This window comes from Streptomyces sp. NPDC052064 (assembly GCF_055585925.1).
On record NZ_JBVJJE010000004.1, the window covers coordinates 304,725 to 325,528 of the forward strand.

15 protein-coding genes and 1 pseudogene are annotated in these 20,804 nt (G+C 70.3%); 6 read left to right on the forward strand and 10 right to left on the reverse strand.

Annotated features, from left to right (window positions below):
• Nucleotides 1-165 precede the first annotated feature (165 nt).
• Nucleotides 166-1,302, reverse strand: a complete 1,137-nt coding sequence (gene dnaJ / locus ACZ6TU_RS12610; protein ID WP_467668571.1) for a molecular chaperone DnaJ — start codon at nucleotides 1,300-1,302, stop codon at nucleotides 166-168.
• Entirely contained in the window at nucleotides 1,302-2,318 is a 1,017-nt protein-coding gene (hrcA, locus tag ACZ6TU_RS12615) for a heat-inducible transcriptional repressor HrcA (protein WP_467668569.1), read from the reverse strand. The genes dnaJ and hrcA overlap by 1 nt, the downstream gene beginning before the upstream one ends.
• A gap of 171 nt (nucleotides 2,319-2,489) precedes the next feature.
• Between hrcA and ACZ6TU_RS12620 the strand changes: the two genes are divergently transcribed.
• Both ACZ6TU_RS12620 and ACZ6TU_RS12625 read left to right on the forward strand, forming a co-directional pair.
• Complete coding sequence (locus ACZ6TU_RS12620) at nucleotides 2,490-3,221, forward strand: MBL fold metallo-hydrolase (protein WP_469548089.1); 732 nt, start codon at nucleotides 2,490-2,492, stop codon at nucleotides 3,219-3,221.
• Between the two features lie 31 nt (nucleotides 3,222-3,252).
• Nucleotides 3,253-4,059: a DUF3097 domain-containing protein gene (locus ACZ6TU_RS12625; protein WP_467668566.1), complete on the forward strand. Its 807-nt coding sequence runs from the start codon at nucleotides 3,253-3,255 to the stop codon at nucleotides 4,057-4,059.
• 110 nt (nucleotides 4,060-4,169) lie between these two features.
• Here ACZ6TU_RS12625 and hemW read toward each other — a convergent pair whose 3' ends face one another.
• A complete protein-coding gene (gene hemW, locus ACZ6TU_RS12630) occupies nucleotides 4,170-5,402 on the reverse strand; it encodes a radical SAM family heme chaperone HemW (RefSeq protein WP_467668564.1) in 1,233 nt (410 codons plus the stop codon).
• Between the two features lie 27 nt (nucleotides 5,403-5,429).
• Nucleotides 5,430-7,763, reverse strand: coding sequence for a SpoIIE family protein phosphatase (locus ACZ6TU_RS12635; protein WP_469548090.1), 2,334 nt, complete (start codon nucleotides 7,761-7,763; stop codon nucleotides 5,430-5,432).
• 102 nt (nucleotides 7,764-7,865) lie between these two features.
• Here ACZ6TU_RS12635 and ACZ6TU_RS12640 point away from each other — a divergent pair, with 102 nt between their 5' ends.
• Both ACZ6TU_RS12640 and ACZ6TU_RS12645 read left to right on the forward strand, forming a co-directional pair.
• Nucleotides 7,866-12,068 (forward strand): HAMP domain-containing protein, encoded by a 4,203-nt coding sequence (locus ACZ6TU_RS12640; RefSeq protein WP_469548091.1) that lies wholly within the window; start codon nucleotides 7,866-7,868, stop codon nucleotides 12,066-12,068.
• A complete protein-coding gene (locus tag ACZ6TU_RS12645; RefSeq protein ID WP_469548092.1) occupies nucleotides 12,065-12,535 on the forward strand; it encodes a response regulator in 471 nt (156 codons plus the stop codon). The genes ACZ6TU_RS12640 and ACZ6TU_RS12645 overlap by 4 nt, the downstream gene beginning before the upstream one ends.
• Nucleotides 12,536-12,627: 92 nt before the next feature.
• Here the strand turns inward: ACZ6TU_RS12645 and ACZ6TU_RS12650 are convergent, their stop codons facing one another.
• Together ACZ6TU_RS12650 and lepA are read right to left on the reverse strand one after the other, a co-directional pair.
• A complete protein-coding gene (locus ACZ6TU_RS12650) occupies nucleotides 12,628-14,502 on the reverse strand; it encodes an AMP-dependent synthetase/ligase (protein WP_467668556.1) in 1,875 nt (624 codons plus the stop codon).
• Between the two features lie 262 nt (nucleotides 14,503-14,764).
• Complete coding sequence (gene lepA / locus ACZ6TU_RS12655; protein WP_469548093.1) at nucleotides 14,765-16,633, reverse strand: translation elongation factor 4; 1,869 nt, start codon at nucleotides 16,631-16,633, stop codon at nucleotides 14,765-14,767.
• A gap of 240 nt (nucleotides 16,634-16,873) precedes the next feature.
• Here lepA and rpsT point away from each other — a divergent pair, with 240 nt between their 5' ends.
• Nucleotides 16,874-17,140, forward strand: coding sequence for a 30S ribosomal protein S20 (rpsT, locus tag ACZ6TU_RS12660; protein ID WP_086849999.1), 267 nt, complete (start codon nucleotides 16,874-16,876; stop codon nucleotides 17,138-17,140).
• A 174-nt stretch (nucleotides 17,141-17,314) separates the two neighbouring features.
• On the opposite strand, the gene ACZ6TU_RS12665 is transcribed toward rpsT, so the two are convergent.
• Nucleotides 17,315-17,710, reverse strand: a complete 396-nt coding sequence (locus ACZ6TU_RS12665) for a nuclear transport factor 2 family protein (protein WP_467668552.1) — start codon at nucleotides 17,708-17,710, stop codon at nucleotides 17,315-17,317.
• A gap of 87 nt (nucleotides 17,711-17,797) precedes the next feature.
• Here ACZ6TU_RS12665 and ACZ6TU_RS12670 point away from each other — a divergent pair.
• Nucleotides 17,798-18,218 (forward strand): annotated as a pseudogene (locus ACZ6TU_RS12670) (VOC family protein).
• 188 nt (nucleotides 18,219-18,406) lie between these two features.
• Here ACZ6TU_RS12670 and holA read toward each other — a convergent pair.
• The 3 genes from holA to ACZ6TU_RS12685 form a co-directional block, all read right to left on the reverse strand.
• Nucleotides 18,407-19,396, reverse strand: coding sequence for a DNA polymerase III subunit delta (gene holA / locus ACZ6TU_RS12675; protein ID WP_467668548.1), 990 nt, complete (start codon nucleotides 19,394-19,396; stop codon nucleotides 18,407-18,409).
• Nucleotides 19,397-19,507: 111 nt separating this feature from the next.
• The gene (locus ACZ6TU_RS12680; RefSeq protein ID WP_467668546.1) at nucleotides 19,508-19,753 is read right to left on the reverse strand and encodes a hypothetical protein; all 246 of its coding nucleotides are present in this window, start codon (nucleotides 19,751-19,753) and stop codon (nucleotides 19,508-19,510) included.
• A gap of 42 nt (nucleotides 19,754-19,795) precedes the next feature.
• Nucleotides 19,796-20,677: a YceI family protein gene (locus ACZ6TU_RS12685; protein ID WP_467668544.1), complete on the reverse strand. Its 882-nt coding sequence runs from the start codon at nucleotides 20,675-20,677 to the stop codon at nucleotides 19,796-19,798.
• Nucleotides 20,678-20,804 lie beyond the last annotated feature (127 nt).

The window sequence follows — 20,804 nt, forward strand, 5'->3', positions numbered from 1 at the left end:
CCTGCCCGGGGGCCGACCCCCGGACCCCCAGCAGCGGCCGGGCCACCGGCGTCAGCGCCCGTTGAACGCGTCCTTCAACCGAGAGAACAACCCCTGCGGCCCGGGCTGACTGTGCCTGCCCGGGGGCCGACCCCCGGACCCCCAGCAGCGGCCGGGCCACCGGCGTCAGCGCCCGTTGAACGCGTCCTTCAACCGAGAGAACAACCCCTGCTGCCCGGGCTGGAACTGGCCCGTCGGCCGTTCCTCGCCGCGCAGCTTGGCCAGCTCGCGGAGCAGGCGCTCCTGCTCGACGTCCAGCTTGCTCGGGGTCTGGACCTCGACGTGGACGATGAGGTCGCCGCGTCCGCCGCCGCGCAGGTGCGTGACACCGCGGCCGTGCAGCGGGATCGACTGGCCGGACTGGGTGCCCGGGCGGATGTCGACCTCCTCCATGCCGTCCAGCGTCTCCAGCGGCACCTTCGTGCCGAGGGCGGCCGCCGTCATCGGGAGCGTGACCGTGCAGTGCAGGTCGTCGCCGCGCCGCTGGAACATCGCGTGCGGCAGTTCGTGGATCTCGACGTACAGGTCACCGGCCGGGCCGCCGCCGGGACCGACCTCGCCCTCGCCCGCGAGCTGGATCCGCGTGCCGTTGTCGACACCGGCCGGGATCTTGACGGTGAGCGTACGGCGGGACCGCACGCGCCCGTCGCCCGCGCACTCCGGGCACGGCGTGGGCACCACGGTGCCGAAGCCCTGGCACTGCGGGCAGGGCCGCGAGGTCATGACCTGGCCGAGGAAGGACCGGGTGACCTGGGACACCTCACCGCGGCCGCGGCACATGTCACATGTCTGAGCGGAGGTCCCCGGCGCCGCGCCCTCACCGCTACAGGTGTTGCAGACGACCGCCGTGTCGACCTGGATGTCCTTCGTCGTGCCGAAGGCCGCCTCGTCGAGCTCCACCTCGATGCGGATCATCGCGTCCTGGCCGCGGCGGGTGCGCGAGCGCGGACCGCGCTGCGACGCCGTGCCGAAGAACGCGTCCATGATGTCGGAGAAGTTCCCGAAGCCGCCGGCCCCGAAGCCGCCCGCGCCGCCGCCTCCGGCCTGCGAGAGCGGGTCGCCGCCGAGGTCGTAGACCTGCTTCTTCTGCGGGTCCGACAGCACCTCGTAGGCGGCGTTGATCTCCTTGAACCGCTCCTGGGTCTTCGGATCGGGGTTGACGTCCGGGTGCAGCTCGCGCGCGAGCCGCCGGAAGGCCTTCTTGATCTCATCCTGCGACGCGTCGCGGCGCACGCCGAGTACGGCGTAGTAGTCCGTGGCCACTACGACTCCGCCAGGATCTGTCCGACGTACCGTGCCACTGCGCGTACCGCTCCCATCGTTCCCGGGTAGTCCATGCGGGTCGGTCCGACCACGCCGAGCTTGGCGACAGCCTCGCCGCCCGAACCGTAGCCGACCGACACGACGGACGTGGAGTTGAGTCCTTCGTGGGCGTTCTCATGACCGATACGTACGGTCACGCCCGGATCCTTCGCCTCGCCGAGCAGCTTGAGGAGCACGACCTGCTCCTCCAGCGCCTCCAGCACCGGCCGGATCATGAGGGGAAAGTCGTGCCCGAAGCGGGTCAGGTTGGCGGTGCCGCCGATCATCAGCCGCTCCTCGTTCTCCTCGACGAGCGTCTCCAGAAGTGTGGAGAGCACCATGGAGACCGTACCCCGGTCCTCGTGCTCGAATGCCTCCGGCAGATCCTCCACCAGACTCGGCACATCTGTGAAACGGCGGTTCGCGACACGGCTGTTGAGCCGCGCGCGCAGATCCGCGAGCGATGCCTCGCCGAAGGGCGCCGGGCAGTCGACCACGCGCTGCTCGACCCGCCCGGTGTCCGTGATCAGCACGAGCATCAGCCGCGCGGGCGCGAGGGCGAGCAGCTCCACGTGCCGCACGGTCGAGCGGGTCAGCGACGGGTACTGCACGACGGCGACCTGGCGCGTGAGCTGGGCCAGCAGCCGTACCGTACGCGCCACGACGTCGTCGAGGTCGACGGCACCCTCGAGGAAGTTCTGGATCGCGCGCCGCTCGGGCGCGGTCATCGGCTTGACGCCGGCCAGCTTGTCCACGAACAGCCGGTAGCCCTTGTCGGTGGGGATGCGCCCGGCACTGGTGTGCGGCTGGGCGATGTACCCCTCGTCCTCGAGGGCCGCCATGTCGTTGCGGACGGTGGCCGGCGAGACGCCGAGGTTGTGCCGCTCGGTGAGGGCCTTGGAGCCCACCGGCTCCTCGGTGCCGACGTAGTCCTGGACGATGGCGCGCAGCACCTGAAGCCTGCGTTCACTGAGCATTCGCGCACACCTCCAGAAGTCGTCCGCCTGGTGTCCTGCCTGTCGTGCCTGGCACTCTGCGCGTGCGAGTGCCAGCATTCCCCGCCCAGTGTACGGCGGTGGGGTGCACCCCCGGCAAGGCTGGTCGCCTGCTGCCGTGCCCCGGGCGGGGGTCACCGCTAGCGTCGCCGTATGACGGTGACTTGGGAAGAGCTCGGGTGGGAGCGGGTGGCCGCCGGGGTGGGGCGGTGCCGGCTGCCGGTGTGGGACTGCACGGCGGGGCTGGTCGCCGGAGAGGGCGCGGTCCTCATGATCGACGCGGGGTCGAGCCCGGCCGAGGGCGTGCGGTTGCGCGACCAGGCGCAGTCGCTCACCGGTCACGGTGTGACGCATCTCGCGCTGACCCATCCCCACTTCGACCACGTCTTCGGTGTGGCGGCCTTCACGGACGCGGAGGTGTTCGGCGCGGTGGGCGTGGACGCGGTGCTGACGCGCGTACGGGACCGCGAGGAGCTGCTCGCCGACGCGGTACGGAACGGCCTGGCGGAGACCACCGCGCGGGAGTCGGCGGACCGGCTGACCCCGCCCCGCCATCTGGTCTCCGGCGAGTGGACCCTCGACCTGGGCGGCGGGCGCCAGGTGCTGCTGGCGAACGTGGGCCCCGGACACACCGCGCACGACCTGGCGGTGCTGGTGCCGGGTGATCCGGAGGTGGTGTTCTGCGGCGACCTGGTCGAGGAGTCCGGCGAGCCGCAGGCGGGTCCCGACGCCGTGCCGTCGCACTGGCCGGCCGCCCTGGACCGGCTGCTCGACCTGGGCGGGGAGGACGCGCTGTACGTGCCCGGTCACGGAGCGGTGGTGGACGCGGCGTTCGTCCGCGCCCAGCGGGACACGCTGGCGACACGCTTCGGCGTGTCGCCGTGACCACCCACCGGCTTCTCTTATCGTCATTCGAATGCGCCAGTACTCGCCCGATCTGACCCCGCCGTGGAAGAAGCCGCAGCCGGTGCCCGAGGTTCCGGCGGAGCCGGACCTGGTGGTCGAGGAGGCCGGGACCGGCTTCTGCGGTGCGGTGATCCGCTGCGAGGCGGGCACGGTGACACTGGAGGACCGCTTCGGCAAGCACCGGGTGTTCCCGATGGAGCCCCGCGGTTTCCTGCTGGAAGGCAAGGTGGTGACGCTGGTCCGCCCCACGCCGGGCGGCCCCGCGCGTCCCACCCGCACGGCCTCAGGTTCGGTGGCCGTCCCCGGCGCCCGCGCCCGCGTGGCCCGCGCCGGGCGCATCTACGTCGAGGGCCGCCACGACGCCGAGCTGGTCGAGAAGGTCTGGGGCGACGACCTGCGCATCGAGGGCGTGGTCGTGGAGTACCTGGAGGGCGTCGACGACCTGCCGTCGATCGTCGACTCCTTCGCCCCCGGTCCCGACGCCCGTCTCGGCGTCCTGGTGGACCACCTGGTGCCGGGCAGCAAGGAGTGGCGCATCGCCGAGTCGGTGACGAGCGACCACGCCCTGATCGTCGGCCACCCCTACATCGACATCTGGGAGGCGGTGAAACCGTCGTCCCTGGGCATCGAGGCATGGCCTCGGATTCCGCGCGGCCAGGACTGGAAAACAGGGGTGTGCAGGGCGCTGGGCTGGCCGGAGAACACGGGTGCGGCCTGGCAGCGGATCCTGTCGGGGGTGCGCTCGTACAAGGACCTGGAGCCGGAACTGCTGGGCCGGGTCGAGGAACTGATCGACTTCGTGACGGCTCCGGCGTAGCTGCTGAGCTGCGGGCAATCGTGCCGCCAAGGGTGGCACGGGTGGGCGCAGCGGCACCCCGCTACGCCGGGCTGCGCAACGCCCCGGCCCCAGCACCAACGGGCAGCACCTCAGTCCACGAGGTCCCGAACCACCGCATCGGCCAGCAACCGCCCCCGCAACGTCAGCACGGCACGCCCCTCCTCGTACGGAGCGGCATCCAGAAGCCCGTCCGACAACGCCCTGCGCGAGGCGGCAAGCCCCTCCTCCCGCAGCAGAGACAACGGCACGCCTCCCCGCAGCCGCAGCTCCAGCAGAATCCGCTCGACCCGCCGGTCCTCGTCCGACAGCACCTCACGCCCGGCCCCCGGCGACCTCCCCGCCGCCAGCGCCGCCGCGTACGCCCCGGGATGCTTCACGTTCCACCAGCGCACCCCGCCCACATGACTGTGCGCGCCGGGCCCGGCCCCCCACCAGTCGGCCCCCCGCCAGTACAGCTCGTTGTGCAGACAGCGCCCCGCCTCCGAGGTCGCCCAGTTCGACACCTCGTACCACTCGAAGCCCGCGCCCGAGAGCACCTCGTCCGCGATCAGGTACCGGTCGGCGTGCACGTCGTCGTCGGTCATCGGCACCTCGCCCCGGCGGATCCGACGAGCCAGCTGCGTCCCCTCCTCGACGATCAGGGCGTACGCGCTGACATGGTCCGGCCCGGCCCTCAGCACCGCGTCGAGCGAGGCCCGCCAGTCGTCGTCGGACTCCCCCGGTGTGCCGTAGATCAGGTCGAGATTCACATGCTCGAACCCGGCCGCCCGGGCCTCCGCGACACACGCCTCGGGCCGCCCCGGCGTGTGCGTGCGGTCCAGCACCTTCAGCACATGCTGCTTCGCGCTCTGCATGCCGAACGAGATCCGGTTGAATCCGCCCTCCCGCAGGGCGGCCAGATACGCCGGATCCACCGACTCCGGGTTCGCCTCGGTCGTGACCTCGGCGTCCGGCGCCAGCCCGAACTCGTCGCGGATCGCCCCCAGCATCCGTACGAGATCACCGGCGGCCAGCAGCGTCGGCGTACCCCCGCCCACGAACACCGTACGAACGGGTCGGGGGTCGTCCCCCAGCACCTTCCGCGCCAGCCGGACCTCGTCGGCCAGCGTCTCGGCGTAGTTGTCGCGCGAGGCCAGCACGCCACCGGTGCCGCGCAGCTCGGTCGCCGTGTAGGTGTTGAAGTCGCAGTAGCCGCAGCGGGTCGCGCAGTACGGAACGTGCAGGTAGAACCCGAGCGGGCGGTCGGCGGCCCCGGCGAGCGCGGACGCGGGCAGCGCGCCGTCGTCGGGGACGGGCTCGCCGTCGGGGAGTGCGGAAGGCATACGTTCCATTGTCCAGCACCCGGGCGGTCATTCCGCCTGGAGCACCAGCAGCGCCAGATCGTCCGCCGGGGGCCGCGCCCCGAACTCGTGCACGAGCCGCTTGATCCGCTCGGCTATCAGCTCGGCGTCCAGCCCGGCGCAGCCCGCCAGCGCCGCCGCCAGCCCGTCCCCGTCGTCGAACTGGCGGGAGCCGGAGCGGCGCTCGGTCACACCGTCGGTGACGCACAGCAGGGTGTCGCCGGAACGCAGCTCGAAGGTCTCACTGGTGTACGTGGCGTCCTCGACGACGCCCAGGAGGGTCTGGGGCTGCGCGGCCGTGTGGACCTCACCGCCCGCCCCGAGGAGCAGGGGCAGCGGGTGCCCGGCGGAGGCGACGGTGCAGCGGACGCCGCCGTCGAAGGGGACCAGCTCGCCGTACAGCAGAGACAGGAAGCGCGTCTGGGGGCTGTCGCCGGGCGGGGTCGGACGGGCGCCCGCGGCCACCAGCGCGCGGGCCGCCGCGTCCGCGGCCTCCGTGGCGTCGTCGAGCAGAAGCTGGTTGAGGCGGTCGAGAACGTCGGCGACCCGGTAGCCTTCCCTGGCCAGCAGCCGCAGCCAGGGCCGGGCCAGGCCGATCACCACGGCGGCCTCGGGACCCTTGCCCTGGACGTCGCCGACGGCGAAGCACCAGCGGCCGTCACCGGCCGGGAACAGGTCGTAGAAGTCGCCGCTGGGCCCGCCCTTGTCGCACGGCTCGTAGACGAGGGCGCTGCGCACCCCGGGGATCTCGGCCACGGCACCGGGCAGCAGTCCGCGCTGGAGTACGGCGCTGATGGTGGCCTGGCGGGCGTACTGGCGGGCGGCGCCGATGGCGAGCGCGACCCGGCGGCTGAGGTCCTCGACGAGGCCGGTGATCTCGTCGGGGAAGCCGGCGGCCCCGGACCGTCCGATGACGAGGGTGCCCAGCGGGCGTCCGCCGGCGACGAGCCGGTATGCGAGGGCCGAGCCCGGCTCGCCGGGGGCGTCACCGAGCGCCTCACCGGGCCAGGGGTAGTCGGCCGGCCCGGACCTCCCCCGCTCTCGACTGTGCTCGAACGGGGGCGCCCCCGACGGGTCGTACGGGTGCGGTGCGTCCTTCTCCAAGGCCCGGCGCAGTTCCTCGATGCGGTTCTCGCTGCCGTGCCAGACCCGGGCCAGCCGGGCGCCCGCTCCGGCCCCGCCGCCCCAGCCGCCGCCGGTGGCCTCGTCCTCCAGCCACACCGCGCACCAGTCGGCCAGCCGGGGCACGATCAACTGCCCGGCGAGGGCGGCGACCAGGTCCTCGTCGAGCTGCCCGGCGAGGAGGTCGGAAGCCTCGGCGAGGAAGGAGAGGGCCCCACGGCCCAGCCAGGCGCCGTCGCGCCCGTCACGGCCGTCACAGTCCTCGTACCGGTCCCGCCAGTCCCGCAGGTCCCGCCAGTCCCGCAGGTCCTGCCAGTCCCGCAGGTCGCGCGAGCCACGCGGGTCATGGTCATGGGAGCTGCCAGGGTCATGGGTGTCCCGTAGGGGGTGCCCGGTGTGCCCATCCTGTCGCTCGTTCCCGCCGCGCCCGGCACGCCGTCGGCCCTGGTCGCCCTCCCGGTCGTCCTGACCAGGGGGCGGATCCGGCGCCAGGATCTCCGCCACCCGCAGCCCGCGCGCCAGCGCGTGCTCCCCGGCGTACGCCTCGATCTGATCGCCCGCCGCACAACCCCCGGCGGGCAGTCGCGCCCACACGGTCTTCCGGCCCGTGCGGTACGTGATGCCCCAGGCCTCGGAGAGCGCTCCGACGAGCCGCAGGCCACGCCCGTACTCCGGGGTGTCGTGCGGCGTTTCCGGCTCGCCGCCGCGCGGGGCGCGTGAGGGGTGGTGGTCGGAGACCTCGACGAGGAGCGCGGCCGTGTCCTTGCCGTCGCCTTCCAGCCGGCACTCCAGCTCGACGTCGGTGCCGGCGTGGACGACGGCGTTGGTGACGAGTTCGCTGACGACGAGCAGGGCGTCGTCGGCGAGACGGTCGGTGAGGTGCTCGGCGCCGGGCAGACCGAGGCCGGTCCACTCGGCGAGCGCCGCGCGCAGCAGGGCGCGGGCGGAGCCCGGCGCGAGGGAGCTGCCGGACAGGGTCGCGTACGCCCGCGCGCGCTCCTTCTCGGGCGCCTCGGAAGCGACCACGGACACCTCGGACGCGAGCACGGGCGCCTCAGATGCGAGCACGGGCGCCTCAGTAGTCAGCCCCGGCGCCTCGGAAGACAGTGCGCACTCCTCGGAGACGGCCCCCTCATGCACGGGCACCGGCATCTCCGAAGCGTGGGCAGGCGCCTCGGAGGCGCGGGAAGCGGTCTCCCGTTGCGTCGGAATGGCCCCCATGGACAGCTCCCCGGGCAGTTCGTACGAATACGCCACAGTCGATGCCGACAGGGTGACAGACTGGCCACGCCCATAAGCGCCGAGTTACCGAAGTGGGCCGCCATGAGTGAGAACAGTGGTACTCCTGTGGTCGAAGACGGGCACGAAGACGGTCAGATTCGTGCATCCGATCTCCGTCCCCTGCTCGCAGCCATGACAGCCGCACGCGACGGCGACTTCACCAAGGTGCCGGAAACCGGCCACGGGATGGTGGCCGAACTCTCCTCGGTCTTCAACCAGATCATGGACCGCAGCGTCCACTTCACCACCGAGGTGCGGCGGGTGAGACGGGAGCTGGTGCGGCACGGCCGGCTCGACGAGCGGCTCTCGGCCAGCCCGGGACAGGGCCTGTGGACGTCGCGCGTCAACGACGTGAACCAGCTGCTCGACGCCCTGGTCGCCCCGGCGGCGAACGCCACGCGCGTGCTGGACGCGGTGGCCGGCGGCGATCTGACCCAGCGGGTCGATCTGCACGACGGCACGCGGGAGTTACGCGGCGACCTCCGGCGCCTCGGCCGGGCCGTGAACAAGATGGTGGACCAGCTCTCCCTGTTCACCGGCGAGGTGACGCGGGTCGCGCGCGAGGTCGGCACCGAGGGGCGGCTCGGTGGCCGGGCCAAGGTGCAGGGCCTGTCGGGCAGCTGGCGGGACGTGACCGAGGCCGTCAACACGATGGCCGCCCGGCTGACGGCCCAGGTGCGGGACATCGCGGCGGTCACGACGGCGGTGGCACGCGGCGACCTGACCCGCACGGTCACGGTGGAGGCGACCGGCGAGCTGCTGGAACTGAAGCTGACCGTGAACACCATGGTCGACCAGCTCTCCGCCTTCGCCGACGAGGTCACCCGCGTCGCCCGCGAGGTCGGCACCGAGGGCCAGCTGGGCGGCCGAGCCCAGGTGCGGGGCGTGTCCGGGGTGTGGAAGGACCTCACCGACAACGTCAACTTCATGGCGTCGAACCTGACCTCGCAGGTCCGCAACATCGCCCAGGTCACGACTGCCGTGGCCAACGGCGACCTGTCCCAGAAGATCACGGTCGACGCGCAGGGCGAGATCCTGGAGCTCAAGTCGACCATCAACACGATGGTCGACCAGCTCTCCGCCTTCGCCGACGAGGTGACGAGGGTCGCCCGCGAGGTCGGCACCGAGGGCAATCTGGGCGGCCGGGCTCAGGTCCGGGGTGTCTCGGGCGTCTGGAAGGACCTCACCGACAACGTCAACTTCATGGCCGACAACCTCACCTCCCAGGTGCGGAACATCGCCCTCGTCTCCACCGCCGTCGCCCAGGGCGACCTCGGCAAGAAGATCACAGTGGAGGCCAAGGGCGAGATCCTGGAGCTCAAGTCCACCATCAACACGATGGTCGACCAGCTCTCCGCCTTCGCCGACGAGGTCACCCGCGTCGCCCGCGAGGTCGGCACCGAGGGCAACCTCGGCGGGCAGGCGCAGGTCCGGGGCGTCTCCGGCGTCTGGAAGGACCTCACCGACAACGTCAACTTCATGGCGCTGAACCTGACCTCGCAGGTCCGCAACATCGCCCAGGTCACGACTGCCGTGGCCAACGGCGACCTGTCGAAGAAGATCACGGTCGACGCGCGTGGCGAGATCCTCGAATTGAAGGACACCGTCAACACGATGGTGGAGCAGCTGCGCGCCTTCGCCGACGAGGTCACGCGCGTCGCCCGCGAGGTCGGCACCGACGGCCGGCTCGGCGGCCGGGCCCAGGTGCTGGGCGTCTCCGGCGTCTGGCGTGACCTGACGGACAACGTCAACTCCATGGCCGACAACCTCACCTCCCAGGTGCGCAACATCGCCCAGGTCGCGACGGCCGTGGCGCAGGGCGACCTGTCCCGGAAGATCGACGTGGACGCGCGCGGCGAGATCCTGGAGCTGAAGACCACGATCAACACGATGGTCGACACGCTGTCCTCCTTCTCCTCGGAGGTCACGCGCGTGGCCCGCGAGGTCGGCTCCGAGGGCCAACTCGGCGGCCAGGCCCGGGTCGAGGGCGTCTACGGCACCTGGAAGCGCCTGACGACGAACGTCAACGAGCTGGCCTCGAACCTCACCACCCAGGTCCGCGCGATCGCCGAGGTCGCCTCCGCCGTGGCCCAGGGCGACATGTCCCGCTCGATCACGGTCGAGACCCGCGGTGAGGTCACCGAGCTGAAGGACAACATCAACCTGATGGTGGCCAACCTGCGCGAGACGACCCGCGCGAAGGACTGGCTGGAGTCCAACCTGGCGCGCCTGGCCGCCCTGATGCAGGGCCACCGCGACCTGATGGAGGTCGCCGACCTGATACTCCGCGAGCTGACCCCGCTGGTGAACGCCCAGTACGGCGCGTTCTACCTGGCCGACCCCGACGAGGACGGCGCGGCCCTGCGCACCACCGTGCCGACGAAGGGCCTGGCCTTCATCGCCGGCTACGGCGCCGCCCAGGACGCGACCGTCGAGACCGGCGCCCTCCCGGTGCACGGTCTGGTGGCGCAGGCGGCCCGGGAGAAGAAGCGAATCCTGGTCGAGGGCGCCCCGCCCGACTACATCAAGATCAACAGCGGCCTCGGCGAGGCGGCTCCCACGACGATCGTCATCATCCCGATCCTCTTCGAGGACAAGCTCCTCGGCGTCATCGAGCTCGCCTCCTTCTCTCGCTTCTCCGACGTGCACCTGGCGTTCTTCGACCAGTTCGTCAACACCATCGGCGTCGCCATCAACACGATCATCGCCAACTCCCGCACGGAGTCCCTGCTCGGCGAGTCCCAGCGCCTCGCCATGCAGCTCCAGGAACGCTCGGACGAACTCCAGAAGCAGCAGGGCGAGCTTCAGCGCTCCAACGCCGAACTGGAGGAGAAGGCCGCCCTGCTGGCCACGTCCTCCCAGTACAAGTCGGAGTTCCTGGCGAACATGTCGCACGAGCTGCGCACCCCGCTCAACTCCTTGCTGATCCTGGCCCGGCTGCTCTCCGACAACCCGGACGGTCATCTCTCCGACCAGGAGGTGCAGTTCGCCACGACGATCCACCGCTCGGGCTCGGACCTGCTCCAGCTGATCAACGACATCCTGGACCTGTCGAAGATCGAGGCCGGCCGGATGGACGTACGCCCCAAGCGGCTGCCCCTCATCAAGCTGCTCGACTACGTCCACGCCACGTTCCGCCCGCTCACCCTCGACCGGGGGCTCGCCTTCGAGCTGGCGGTCGGCGAGGACGTACCGCGCGAGATGTACTCGGACGAGCAGCGCCTCCAGCAGATCCTGCGCAACCTCCTCTCCAACGCGGTCAAGTTCACCGCGACGGGCAAGGTCGAGCTACGGGTCGACCGGGTCCAGGACGCCGAGCACCGATGGGGGTCCCCCCGCTCATGGGGGTCCCCCCGCTCATGGGGGTCCCCCCGCTCGAGCGAAGTCGAGAGTGGGGGAGAGGCCGAGAGTGGGGGAGTCCGGGACACCGACGACGTCATCGCCTTCGCCGTGTCCGACACCGGCATCGGTATCGCGCCGGAGAAACTCCCGGTGATCTTCGAGGCGTTCCAGCAGGCCGACGGCACCACCAACCGCAAGTACGGCGGCACCGGGCTCGGCCTGTCCATCAGCCGGGAGATCGCGGGCCTGCTCGGCGGTCGGATCGTCGCCGAAAGCGAACCCGGCAAGGGCTCCACGTTCACCCTGTACGTGCCTGTCGTGAGCCCCGGTCACACGGCACCGGGACCGGCCCCCGAGGACCGCCCCGAACTGCCCCTGCCCCTCCAGCCGGCCACCGCCGGACCGTTCCCGGCCGCGTACGACACGGACGAGGCCTGGCCCTTGCCGACCAGGCTGGAGGCGTGGACGTCCGGCAGGCCGGGCCGGATCCTGGCCGGGCGGCGGGTGCTGATCGTCGACGACGACATCCGCAACGTCTTCGCCCTCACCCATGTCCTGGGCCGCGTCGGCATGACCGTGCTGTACGCGGAGAACGGCCGCGAGGGCATCGAGACGCTGGAGCGCAGCGCGGACGTCGAACTGGTCCTGATGGACATCATGATGCCGGAGATGGACGGCTACGAGACCATCTCCGCCATCCGCCGCACCCCGCGCTGGGCGGACCTGCCCATCGTCGCCCTGACCGCGAAGGCGATGCCCGGCGACCGTGAGAAGTCCATCGCCCGCGGCGCCAACGACTACGTGCCCAAGCCGGTGGACATCGACCGGCTGCTGACGGTCGTCTGCGAACTGCTGAACCCTGAGGACCCCGAGGACACGAAGGAGGAGGCACGGACGTCATGAGCACCACGGGCACACACGACGAACGCGCCGGAATACTCCTCGTCGACGACATGGAGGACAACCTGACGGCCCTGGAGGCCGTCCTCGCCTCCCTCAACGAACCGCTGGTGCGCGCCCGTTCCGGCGAGGAGGCGATGAAGGCCCTGCTGCGGCAGCCCATCGCCCTGGTCCTGCTCGACATCCGCATGCCCGGCATGGACGGCTTCGAGACGGCCGCCCACATCAAGCGCCTGGACCAGACCCGCGACGTCCCGATCATCTTCCTGACCGGCGCGGAGGACGACTCGGGCTACGCCTTCCGCGGCTACGCGACAGGCGCCGCCGACTACCTGACCAAGCCCTTCGACCCCTGGGTCCTCAGGGCGAAGGTCAGCGTCTTCCTGGACCTCTACCGCAAAGGCAGAGAGGTGGAGCGCCTGCGGACGGAGGTCCAGGAGCTGAAACGCCGGGTGGATGAAGGTACCTAAGGGGCGCGGGGCTGTGCCGATTTGCGGCTCCGCCGCGTGGGCGCGAGCAACCACAACGGACCCGCAGCCGCTCACACAGCCCCCGCCACCCCCTACGCCTCGCGAGACCCCTCATACATCTCGTCGATCAGGTGCCGGTACTCCCGCTCCACCACCGGCCGCTTCAGCTTCAGACTCGGCGTGATCTCCCCGTGCTCCACATCGAGATCCCTCGGCAGCAACCGGAACTTCTTGATGGTCTGCCACCGCTGAAGCCCCTCATTGAGCTGCTTCACATACCCGTCGACCATCTCCACCGTGACCGACGAGGACACGATCTCCGCGTACGACTTCCCCTCCAGCCCGTTCTCCTTCGCCCACTCCGCGATCGCGACCTCGTCGAGCGCGATGAGCGCCGTGCAGAAGTTCCGGTCGGCCCCGTGCACGAGGATGTTGGAGACGTACGGGCAGACCGCCTTGAACTGCCCCTCGACCTCGGCCGGCGCGATGTACTTGCCGCCCGACGTCTTGATGAGGTCCTTCTTGCGGTCGGTGATCCGCAGATACCCGTCGGGCGACAGCTCCCCGATGTCCCCGGTATGGAACCAGCCGTCCGCCTCCAGCACCTCGGCGGTCTTCTCGGGCAGCTTGTGGTAGCCCTCCATGACGCCCGGGCCGCGCAGCAGGATCTCCCCGTCGTCGGCGATCCGCACCTCCGTGCCGGGCAGCGGCTTGCCGACCGTACCGGTGCGGTAGGCCTCGCCCGGGTTCACGAACGACGCCGCCGAGGACTCGGTCAGGCCGTAGCCCTCCAGGATGTGGATGCCGGCGCCGGCGAAGAAGTACCCGATCTCGGGTGCCAGAGCCGCCGAACCCGAGACGCACGCCCTCAGGTTCCCTCCGAAGGCCTCCCGGATCTTGGCGTACACCAGCGCGTCCGCGACCTTGTGCTTCGCGCCCAGCCCGAACGGCACGGACGCGGTTCCGGTACGCCGGAAGTTGTCCTGGGCGACCTTGGCGTACTCGCGGGCGACCTCGGCGGCCCACTGGAAGATCTTGTACTTGGCCCCGCCACCCGCACGGGCCTTCGCGGCGACGCCGTTGTAGACCTTCTCGAAGATACGCGGCACGGCCGCCATGTAGGTCGGCTGCACCACCGGCAGGTTCTCGATGATCTTGTCGACCCGGCCGTCCACGGCGGTGACGTGCCCGACCTCGATCTGGCCGGAGGTGAGCACCTTGCCGAAGACATGCGCGAGGGGCAGCCACAGGTACTGCACGTCCTCGCCACTGATCAGGCCGGTCGCGGCGATCGCCTTCGCCATGTACGACCAGTTGTCGTGCGGGAGGCGCACGCCCTTGGGGCGGCCGGTGGTGCCGGAGGTGTAGATGAGGGTGGCCAGCTGGTCCTTGCTGATCGCGCCGACCCGGTCCTTGATCAGATCGGGGTCCTTCTCCAGCCGGGCCGCGCCGCGCTTCTCCAGCTCGTCGAGGGTGAGGATCCAGTCGGCGGTCTCGACCCCGGCCGGGTCGATGACCACGACGTGGGTGAGGTCGGTCAGCTCGGCGCGCTTCTCCTGCGCCTTGGCCAGCTGCTCGACGTTCTCCGCGATGAGCACCCGGCTCTCGGAGTCCGACAGGATGTACGCCGACTCCTCGGCGTTGGTCTGCGGATAGACCGTGGTCGTGGCGGTGCCGGCGCACATGATGCCCAGGTCGGCGAGGATCCACTCGATGCGGGTGCTGGACGCGAGGGCGACGCGCTGCTCGGGCTGCACGCCCAGCTCGATGAGCCCGGCCGCGATGGCGTAGACCCGCTCGGCGGCCTGCGCCCAGCTCAGCGACTTCCAGTCGTCCGGCCCCTGCCCGGAGGACGCGGGCACCGGATAGCGGTAGGCCTCGGCGTCCGGCGTGGCAGCCACGCGGTCCAGGAAGAGGCCCGCCACGGACGGCGGACGGTTCTCGATCAGTGTCTGTGTGTCGCTCACGACATCCTCCGGGGCCCGCGACAGTGCGGCTGGCTCAGGTGCGGCTGGTTTGTACTCACGGGGCTGTTCACACACTCTTGTTTAACTCGTGAGTAACTATGGAGCAGGGACAGAGTAAAGGGCGGCCAGCCGCTTCGTAAGGGTCCGCAGCCTGTCAGTTCGTACAGAGAGCTACCCCGCGTACGCGCAGGGGCCCGCCGCACTTTCGTGCGACGGGCCCCTGTTCCACCCGGTTTGCGGTGTAACCCACGGTAATCCGTGATTACTTCTTGCCCTTGCCCGACCCCGCGCTGTCATCACTCGACAGGACGGCGATGAACGCCTCCTGCGGAACTTCCACGGAACCCACCATCTTCATCCGCTTCTTGCCCTCCTTCTGCTTCTCCAGCAGCTTCCGCTTACGGGAGATGTCACCGCCGTAGCACTTGGCGAGGACGTCCTTGCGGATGGCGCGGATGGTCTCGCGGGCGATGACCCGGGAACCGATGGCGGCCTGGACCGGCACCTCGAAGGCCTGCCGCGGGATGAGCTCCTTGAGCTTCGCGACGAGCCGCACACCGTAGGCGTACGCCTGGTCCTTGTGGGTGATCGCCGAGAAGGCGTCGACCTTGTCGCCGTGCAGCAGGATGTCGACCTTGACCAGGCTGGAGGTCTGCTCGCCGGTGGGCTCGTAGTCGAGCGAGGCGTACCCCCGGGTCTTGGACTTCAGCTGGTCGAAGAAGTCGAAGACGATCTCGGCGAGCGGGAGGGTGTAGCGGATCTCGACCCGCTCCTCGGAGAGGTAGTCCATGCCGAGCAGGACACCGCGCCGGGTCTGGCACAGCTCCATGATCGAGCCGATGAACTCGCTGGGCGCCAGGATGGTGGCCCGCACCACCGGCTCGTAGACCTCCGAGATCTTGCCCTCGGGGAACTCGCTCGGGTTGGTGACCGTGTGCTCGCTGCCGTCCTCCATGAGGACCCGGTAGACCACGTTCGGGGCGGTCGCGATCAGGTCGAGTCCGAACTCGCGCTCCAGCCGCTCCCGGATCACGTCCAGGTGCAGCAGGCCGAGGAAACCGACGCGGAAGCCGAAGCCGAGGGCGGCGGAGGTCTCCGGCTCGTAGACCAGCGCGGCGTCGTTGAGCTGGAGCTTGTCGAGGGCCTCGCGCAGCTCCGGGTAGTCCGAGCCGTCCAGGGGATAGAGGCCGGAGAAGACCATGGGCTTGGGGTCCTTGTACCCGCCGAGCGCCTCCTGGGCCCCCTTGTGCTGGCTGGTGACGGTGTCACCGACCTTGGACTGGCGGACGTCCTTCACGCCGGTGATGAGATAGCCCACCTCGCCGACGCCGAGACCGTCGGCCGACAGCATCTCCGGCGAGTTCGTGCCGATCTCCAGCAGCTCGTGCGTCGCGCCGGTGGACATCATCCTGATGCGCTCACGCTTGTTGAGCTGCCCGTCGATGACACGGACGTACGTCACCACGCCCCGGTAGGAGTCGTAGACGGAGTCGAAGATCATGGCACGCGCGGGGGCGTCCTTCACGCCGACCGGGGCCGGGACCTGCTCGACCACCTTGTCCAGCAGCGCCTCGACACCGAGCCCGGTCTTGGCGGAGACCTTCAGCACGTCGTCGGGCTCGCACCCGATGAGGTGGGCGAGCTCGTCGGCGAACTTCTCGGGCTGCGCGGCCGGCAGGTCGATCTTGTTCAGCACGGGGATGATCGTGAGGTCGTTCTCCATCGCCAGGTAGAGGTTGGCGAGGGTCTGCGCCTCGATGCCCTGGGCGGCGTCGACCAGGAGGATGGTGCCCTCACAGGCGGCGAGCGATCGCGAGACCTCGTAGGTGAAGTCGACGTGCCCCGGGGTGTCGATCATGTTCAGGATGTGCGTGTTGCTCTTGTCGTGGGACGGGGCCCACGGGAGTCGCACCGCCTGGGACTTGATCGTGATGCCGCGCTCACGCTCGATGTCCATGCGGTCGAGGTACTGAGCACGCATCTGCCGCTGCTCGACCACTCCGGTCAGCTGGAGCATCCGGTCGGCGAGCGTGGACTTGCCGTGGTCGATGTGCGCGATGATGCAGAAGTTGCGGATCAGAGCCGGGTCGGTACGGCTCGGCTCGGGCACATGGCTTGGGATCGCGGGCACGCAGGGTCCTGATTCTTGAGGCGTCCGCAGTGTCTGCGGTCTCGGGTCGGATCGATACGTAGCCTCCATGGTCCCACGCGTGGGGACCATGGACGGGTTTGGGCCATGAATGAGCCCGCTGGTACCGTGGGGGGCTGTGCCTCATGCCCTCTCGCAGGAGGCACTCCTTCAAGAAATCACCCGGTACAGGACCGTGCGGCACCCGTGCGGCTCCGTGCCAGAACCTGAGAAGGCTCATTCGTGGCGAACATCAAGTCCCAGATCAAGCGGATCAAGACCAACGAGAAGGCGCGGCTGCGCAACAAGGCCGTCAAGTCCTCCCTCAAGACCGCGATCCGCAAGGCCCGTGAGGCTGCTGCCGCGGGTGACGCCGAGAAGGCCACCGAGTACCAGCGCGCTGCCGCGCGTCAGCTCGACAAGGCCGTCTCGAAGGGCGTCATCCACAAGAACCAGGCTGCCAACAAGAAGTCGGCGCTGGCTCAGAAGGTCGCCGCGCTCAAGGGCTGACATCTGATGTGACGCCGGAGGGAATCGAGCGGGCCCTCTCTCATCCGCTCCCGTCCGGCACCCCTCGGGTCCGCGCGCGGCCTGCGTTCGCCACGCGGGCGCGGATCCAACAGCTTGAACCGTAGGCCGGGTGCCCTCCTGTTCCCCATGGGAAGGCCCCGGCCTTCGACCTGTTCAGGACCAGAATTCGTTGTTCTTGTCGATGTCCTCGACACATTCGTCGAGGTCGGTGACCTTGTCCCCGACGATCCGGAAGATGATGCATCCGGTGTCGTCCAGGTGCTTGCCGTTGCGCTCGGCCGTGAAGCGGGTCATGCCGACCGCGTGGCCGCGGCCGTCGACACAGACGCCGATCAGCTCGGCACGTGCCGTCCCGTTGGTCTCCGTGCCGAGCCGTTCGTACATCTCGATGATCGCGTTCACCCCTTTGAAGTCGCCCGACAACGGGTGCTCTCCGGGTACGTGGTGCGTGGCGTCCGCCGCGATCAGCCCGCGCAAGGTGTCCATGTCACCGCGCGAGAAGGCCTCGAATCCCTTGCGGACCAGTGCTGCGTGCGGGTGTTCAGCCATGGCCTTCGCCACCTCTCCGTCTCTTGGCGATGTACGGCTGACACCCCCGATTCTCCCTCCGCACGGCTCTGGCGGCACAGTGGAGACATGGACGCGGACGACAGGAACGTGCTGGCCGGAGCCCGTGTGGCGACCAGGCTTCCCGCCCAGGACCTGGACCGGGCGCGGCGCTTCTACTCCGAGAAACTCGGTCTGGAGCCGGTCGATGAACGGCCCGGTGGGCTGCTGTACCGGTGCGGCGGCGCGGAATTCGTGCTGTTCCGCTCGACGGGAGCCTCGCCCGGCACCTTCACCCAGATGGGAGGTGGGCGACATAGAGGCCGCCGTGGCGGAGCTCAAGCGGCGCGGCGTGGCCTTCGAGGAGGTCGACGTGCCCGACTTCCGCACGGAGGGCGGGATCGCCGAGATCGAGGGGAACTACCCGAGCAAGGGCGCACGGGGTGAACGCGGCGCCTGGTTCCACGACAGCGAGGGGAACCTGCTGGGGATCGGGGAGCCGGTCGTCTGAGCGGAGGCTCGGTGGCCCGGGTGACCGGGCGACCGGGGTAGCCCCGGTGGCGCGGGTGACCGGGGCGCGGGCGACCTTGGTGACCGGTGGCCCGGGTGATTGGGGGCACGGGTGATTGGGGGCACGGGTGACCGGTGGCCCGGATGGCCGGTGGCCCGGGTGATCGGGGGCACGGGGTACTGCTGCGATTACCCCCGGCCCCTGGAGCGCGCCGCCCGTGCGATGGTGACCACCGCCTTCTCCAGGGCGTACCCGGGATCGTCCCCGCCACCCTTCACCCCCGCGTCCGCCTCGGCCACGGCCCGCAGCGCCACGGCCACCCCGTCCGGAGTCCAGCCCCGCATCTGCTGCCGCACCCGGTCGATCTTCCACGGCGGCATGCCCAGCTCCCGGGCGAGATCGGCCGGCCGCCCGCCACGCGCCGACGACAGCTTCCCGATCGCCCGGACGCCCTGCGCCAGCGCACTCGTGATCAACACCGGCGCCACTCCGGTCGACAGCGACCAGCGCAACGCCTCCAGCGCCTCCGCCGCCCGCCCCTCGACCGCCCGGTCGGCGACCGTGAAGCTCGACGCCTCGGCCCGGCCCGTGTAGTACCGCCCGACGACCGCCTCGTCGATCGTCCCCTCGACATCCGCGACCAGCTGCGAGACCGCCGACGCCAGCTCCCGCAGATCGCTCCCGATCGCGTCGACGAGCGCCTGGCACGCCTCCGGCGTGGCGGACCTCCCCACCGCCCGGAACTCCTGCCGCACGAACGCCAGCCGGTCCGCCGGCTTCGTCATCTTCGGGCAGGCCACCTCACGCGCCCCCGCCTTGCGCGCCGCGTCGAGCAGCCCCTTGCCCTTGGCCCCGCCGGCGTGCAGCAGGACCAGGGTGATCTCCTCGGCGGGCGCCCCGAGATAGGCCTTCACGTCCTTGATCGTGTCGGCCGACAGGTCCTGCGCACTGCGTACGACGACGACCTTGCGCTCCGCGAAGAGGGACGGACTCGTCAGCTCGGCGAGCGTGCCGGGCTGCAACTGGTCCGGGGTCAGGTCGCGTACGTCCGTATCGGCGTCGGAGGCCTTCGCGGCGGCCACCACTTCCTGCACGGCACGGTCGAGCAGCAGCTCCTCCTGGCCCACGGCGAGCGTCACCGGGGCGAGAGGGTCGTCATTCGCAGTCTTCCTGGCCATCGCGACAAGCATCCCACGCGGCACTGACAGCGGGCCCCAAGGGCTTACGGCTCCCTGCCAGGGAACCACCACTCGCCCCGCCGGAGGCCCACGGCTCCTCCCGCCAGAGGCCTACGGCTCCTCCCGCCACCCTTCCCACTCCCCCGCGAACCGGTCCAGCTCCCCGGGGTCCAGCCGCTCTTCCTCGTCCCTCAGGACGACCAGCCACTGCGCGTCCTCGGCATCGTCCTCGCCGGCCAGCGCGTCCCGCACGAGCTGCGGCTCCTCGACGACGCCGAAACGCTCGGGAAGCGCCTGCACCACCTCTTCCGCCGCATCCCTGTCGGGCAGCACCAGCACATGTCGCACATCACTCACGCCGGCCATTGTCCGACACCCCGCCGCGGCCGAACCGCCGGCTCAGCTCTTGCGGACGGCCTGCACGTCGAGGGCGACCTTGATGCTCGGTCCCACCACCGCGATGCCACGGGCCAGCATCGTCTGCCAGCTCACCGTGAAGTCGTCCCGGTGCAGTTCGGTCGTGGCCCGGCAGGCCACCCGCACCTCACCCTCCATGCCGTTGCCGAGCCCCAGGTACTCCGTGTCCAGCGTGACCGTGCGCGTCACGCCGTGCAACGACAGCGCCCCCGTCACGGCCCACCGGTTCCCGCCCTTGTGCACGAACCGTTCGCTGTAGAACTCGAGGGTCGGGAACTTCGCGACGTCCAGGAAGTCCGCCGACCGCAGATGGTCGTCGCGCATCCTCACGTTGGTGTCGATGGACGCCGCGTCGATCACCACGTGCATCGCCGACTGCTCCAGCGGCTCGGTGATCCGTATGACTCCCGCGAAGGACTTGAACTGTCCGTGGATCCGGGCAAGTCCGATGTGCCGCGCGGTGAAGCCGATCGAGGAGTGCGCCGACTCGATCTCCCAGTCGCCGGGCCCGGGTAGCTCCGGCGGCCGGGCCACCTGGAGCGTCACGTCACCGAGCGACGCGAGCGAGTTCTCGGCGACCTGCGTGGTCGCCCGGTACGGCGTGTACCCCTCCGCCGACACGGCGAGCCGGTACTCGCCCGCGGGCACCGTCGTGACGAACGACCCGAACGGATCCGCTCCTCCGCTGACCACCGGACGCCCCATGGTGTCGATGACCGCGAACTCCGCGTGTCTGACCGGTTCGTTGACCGGGTCGAGCGCCCGGCAGGCCAGCACCCCTGCGCTCGGCGGCATCGGCACAGCCGCCAGGGGGCTCGTCCGTTGCACCCGGTTGGTTCGGCTTCCCAGCCAGCGACCGATCATCTGGACACCTCGCGCGACTCGAATGCAGTTGTTTGATCACTGTTCACCGAGGAGGCATTCGACCACCGATGAGGCTTTCGAGGCAACACGGGACCACATCACGGGAATCCAGCACTTGTGCTGGGAC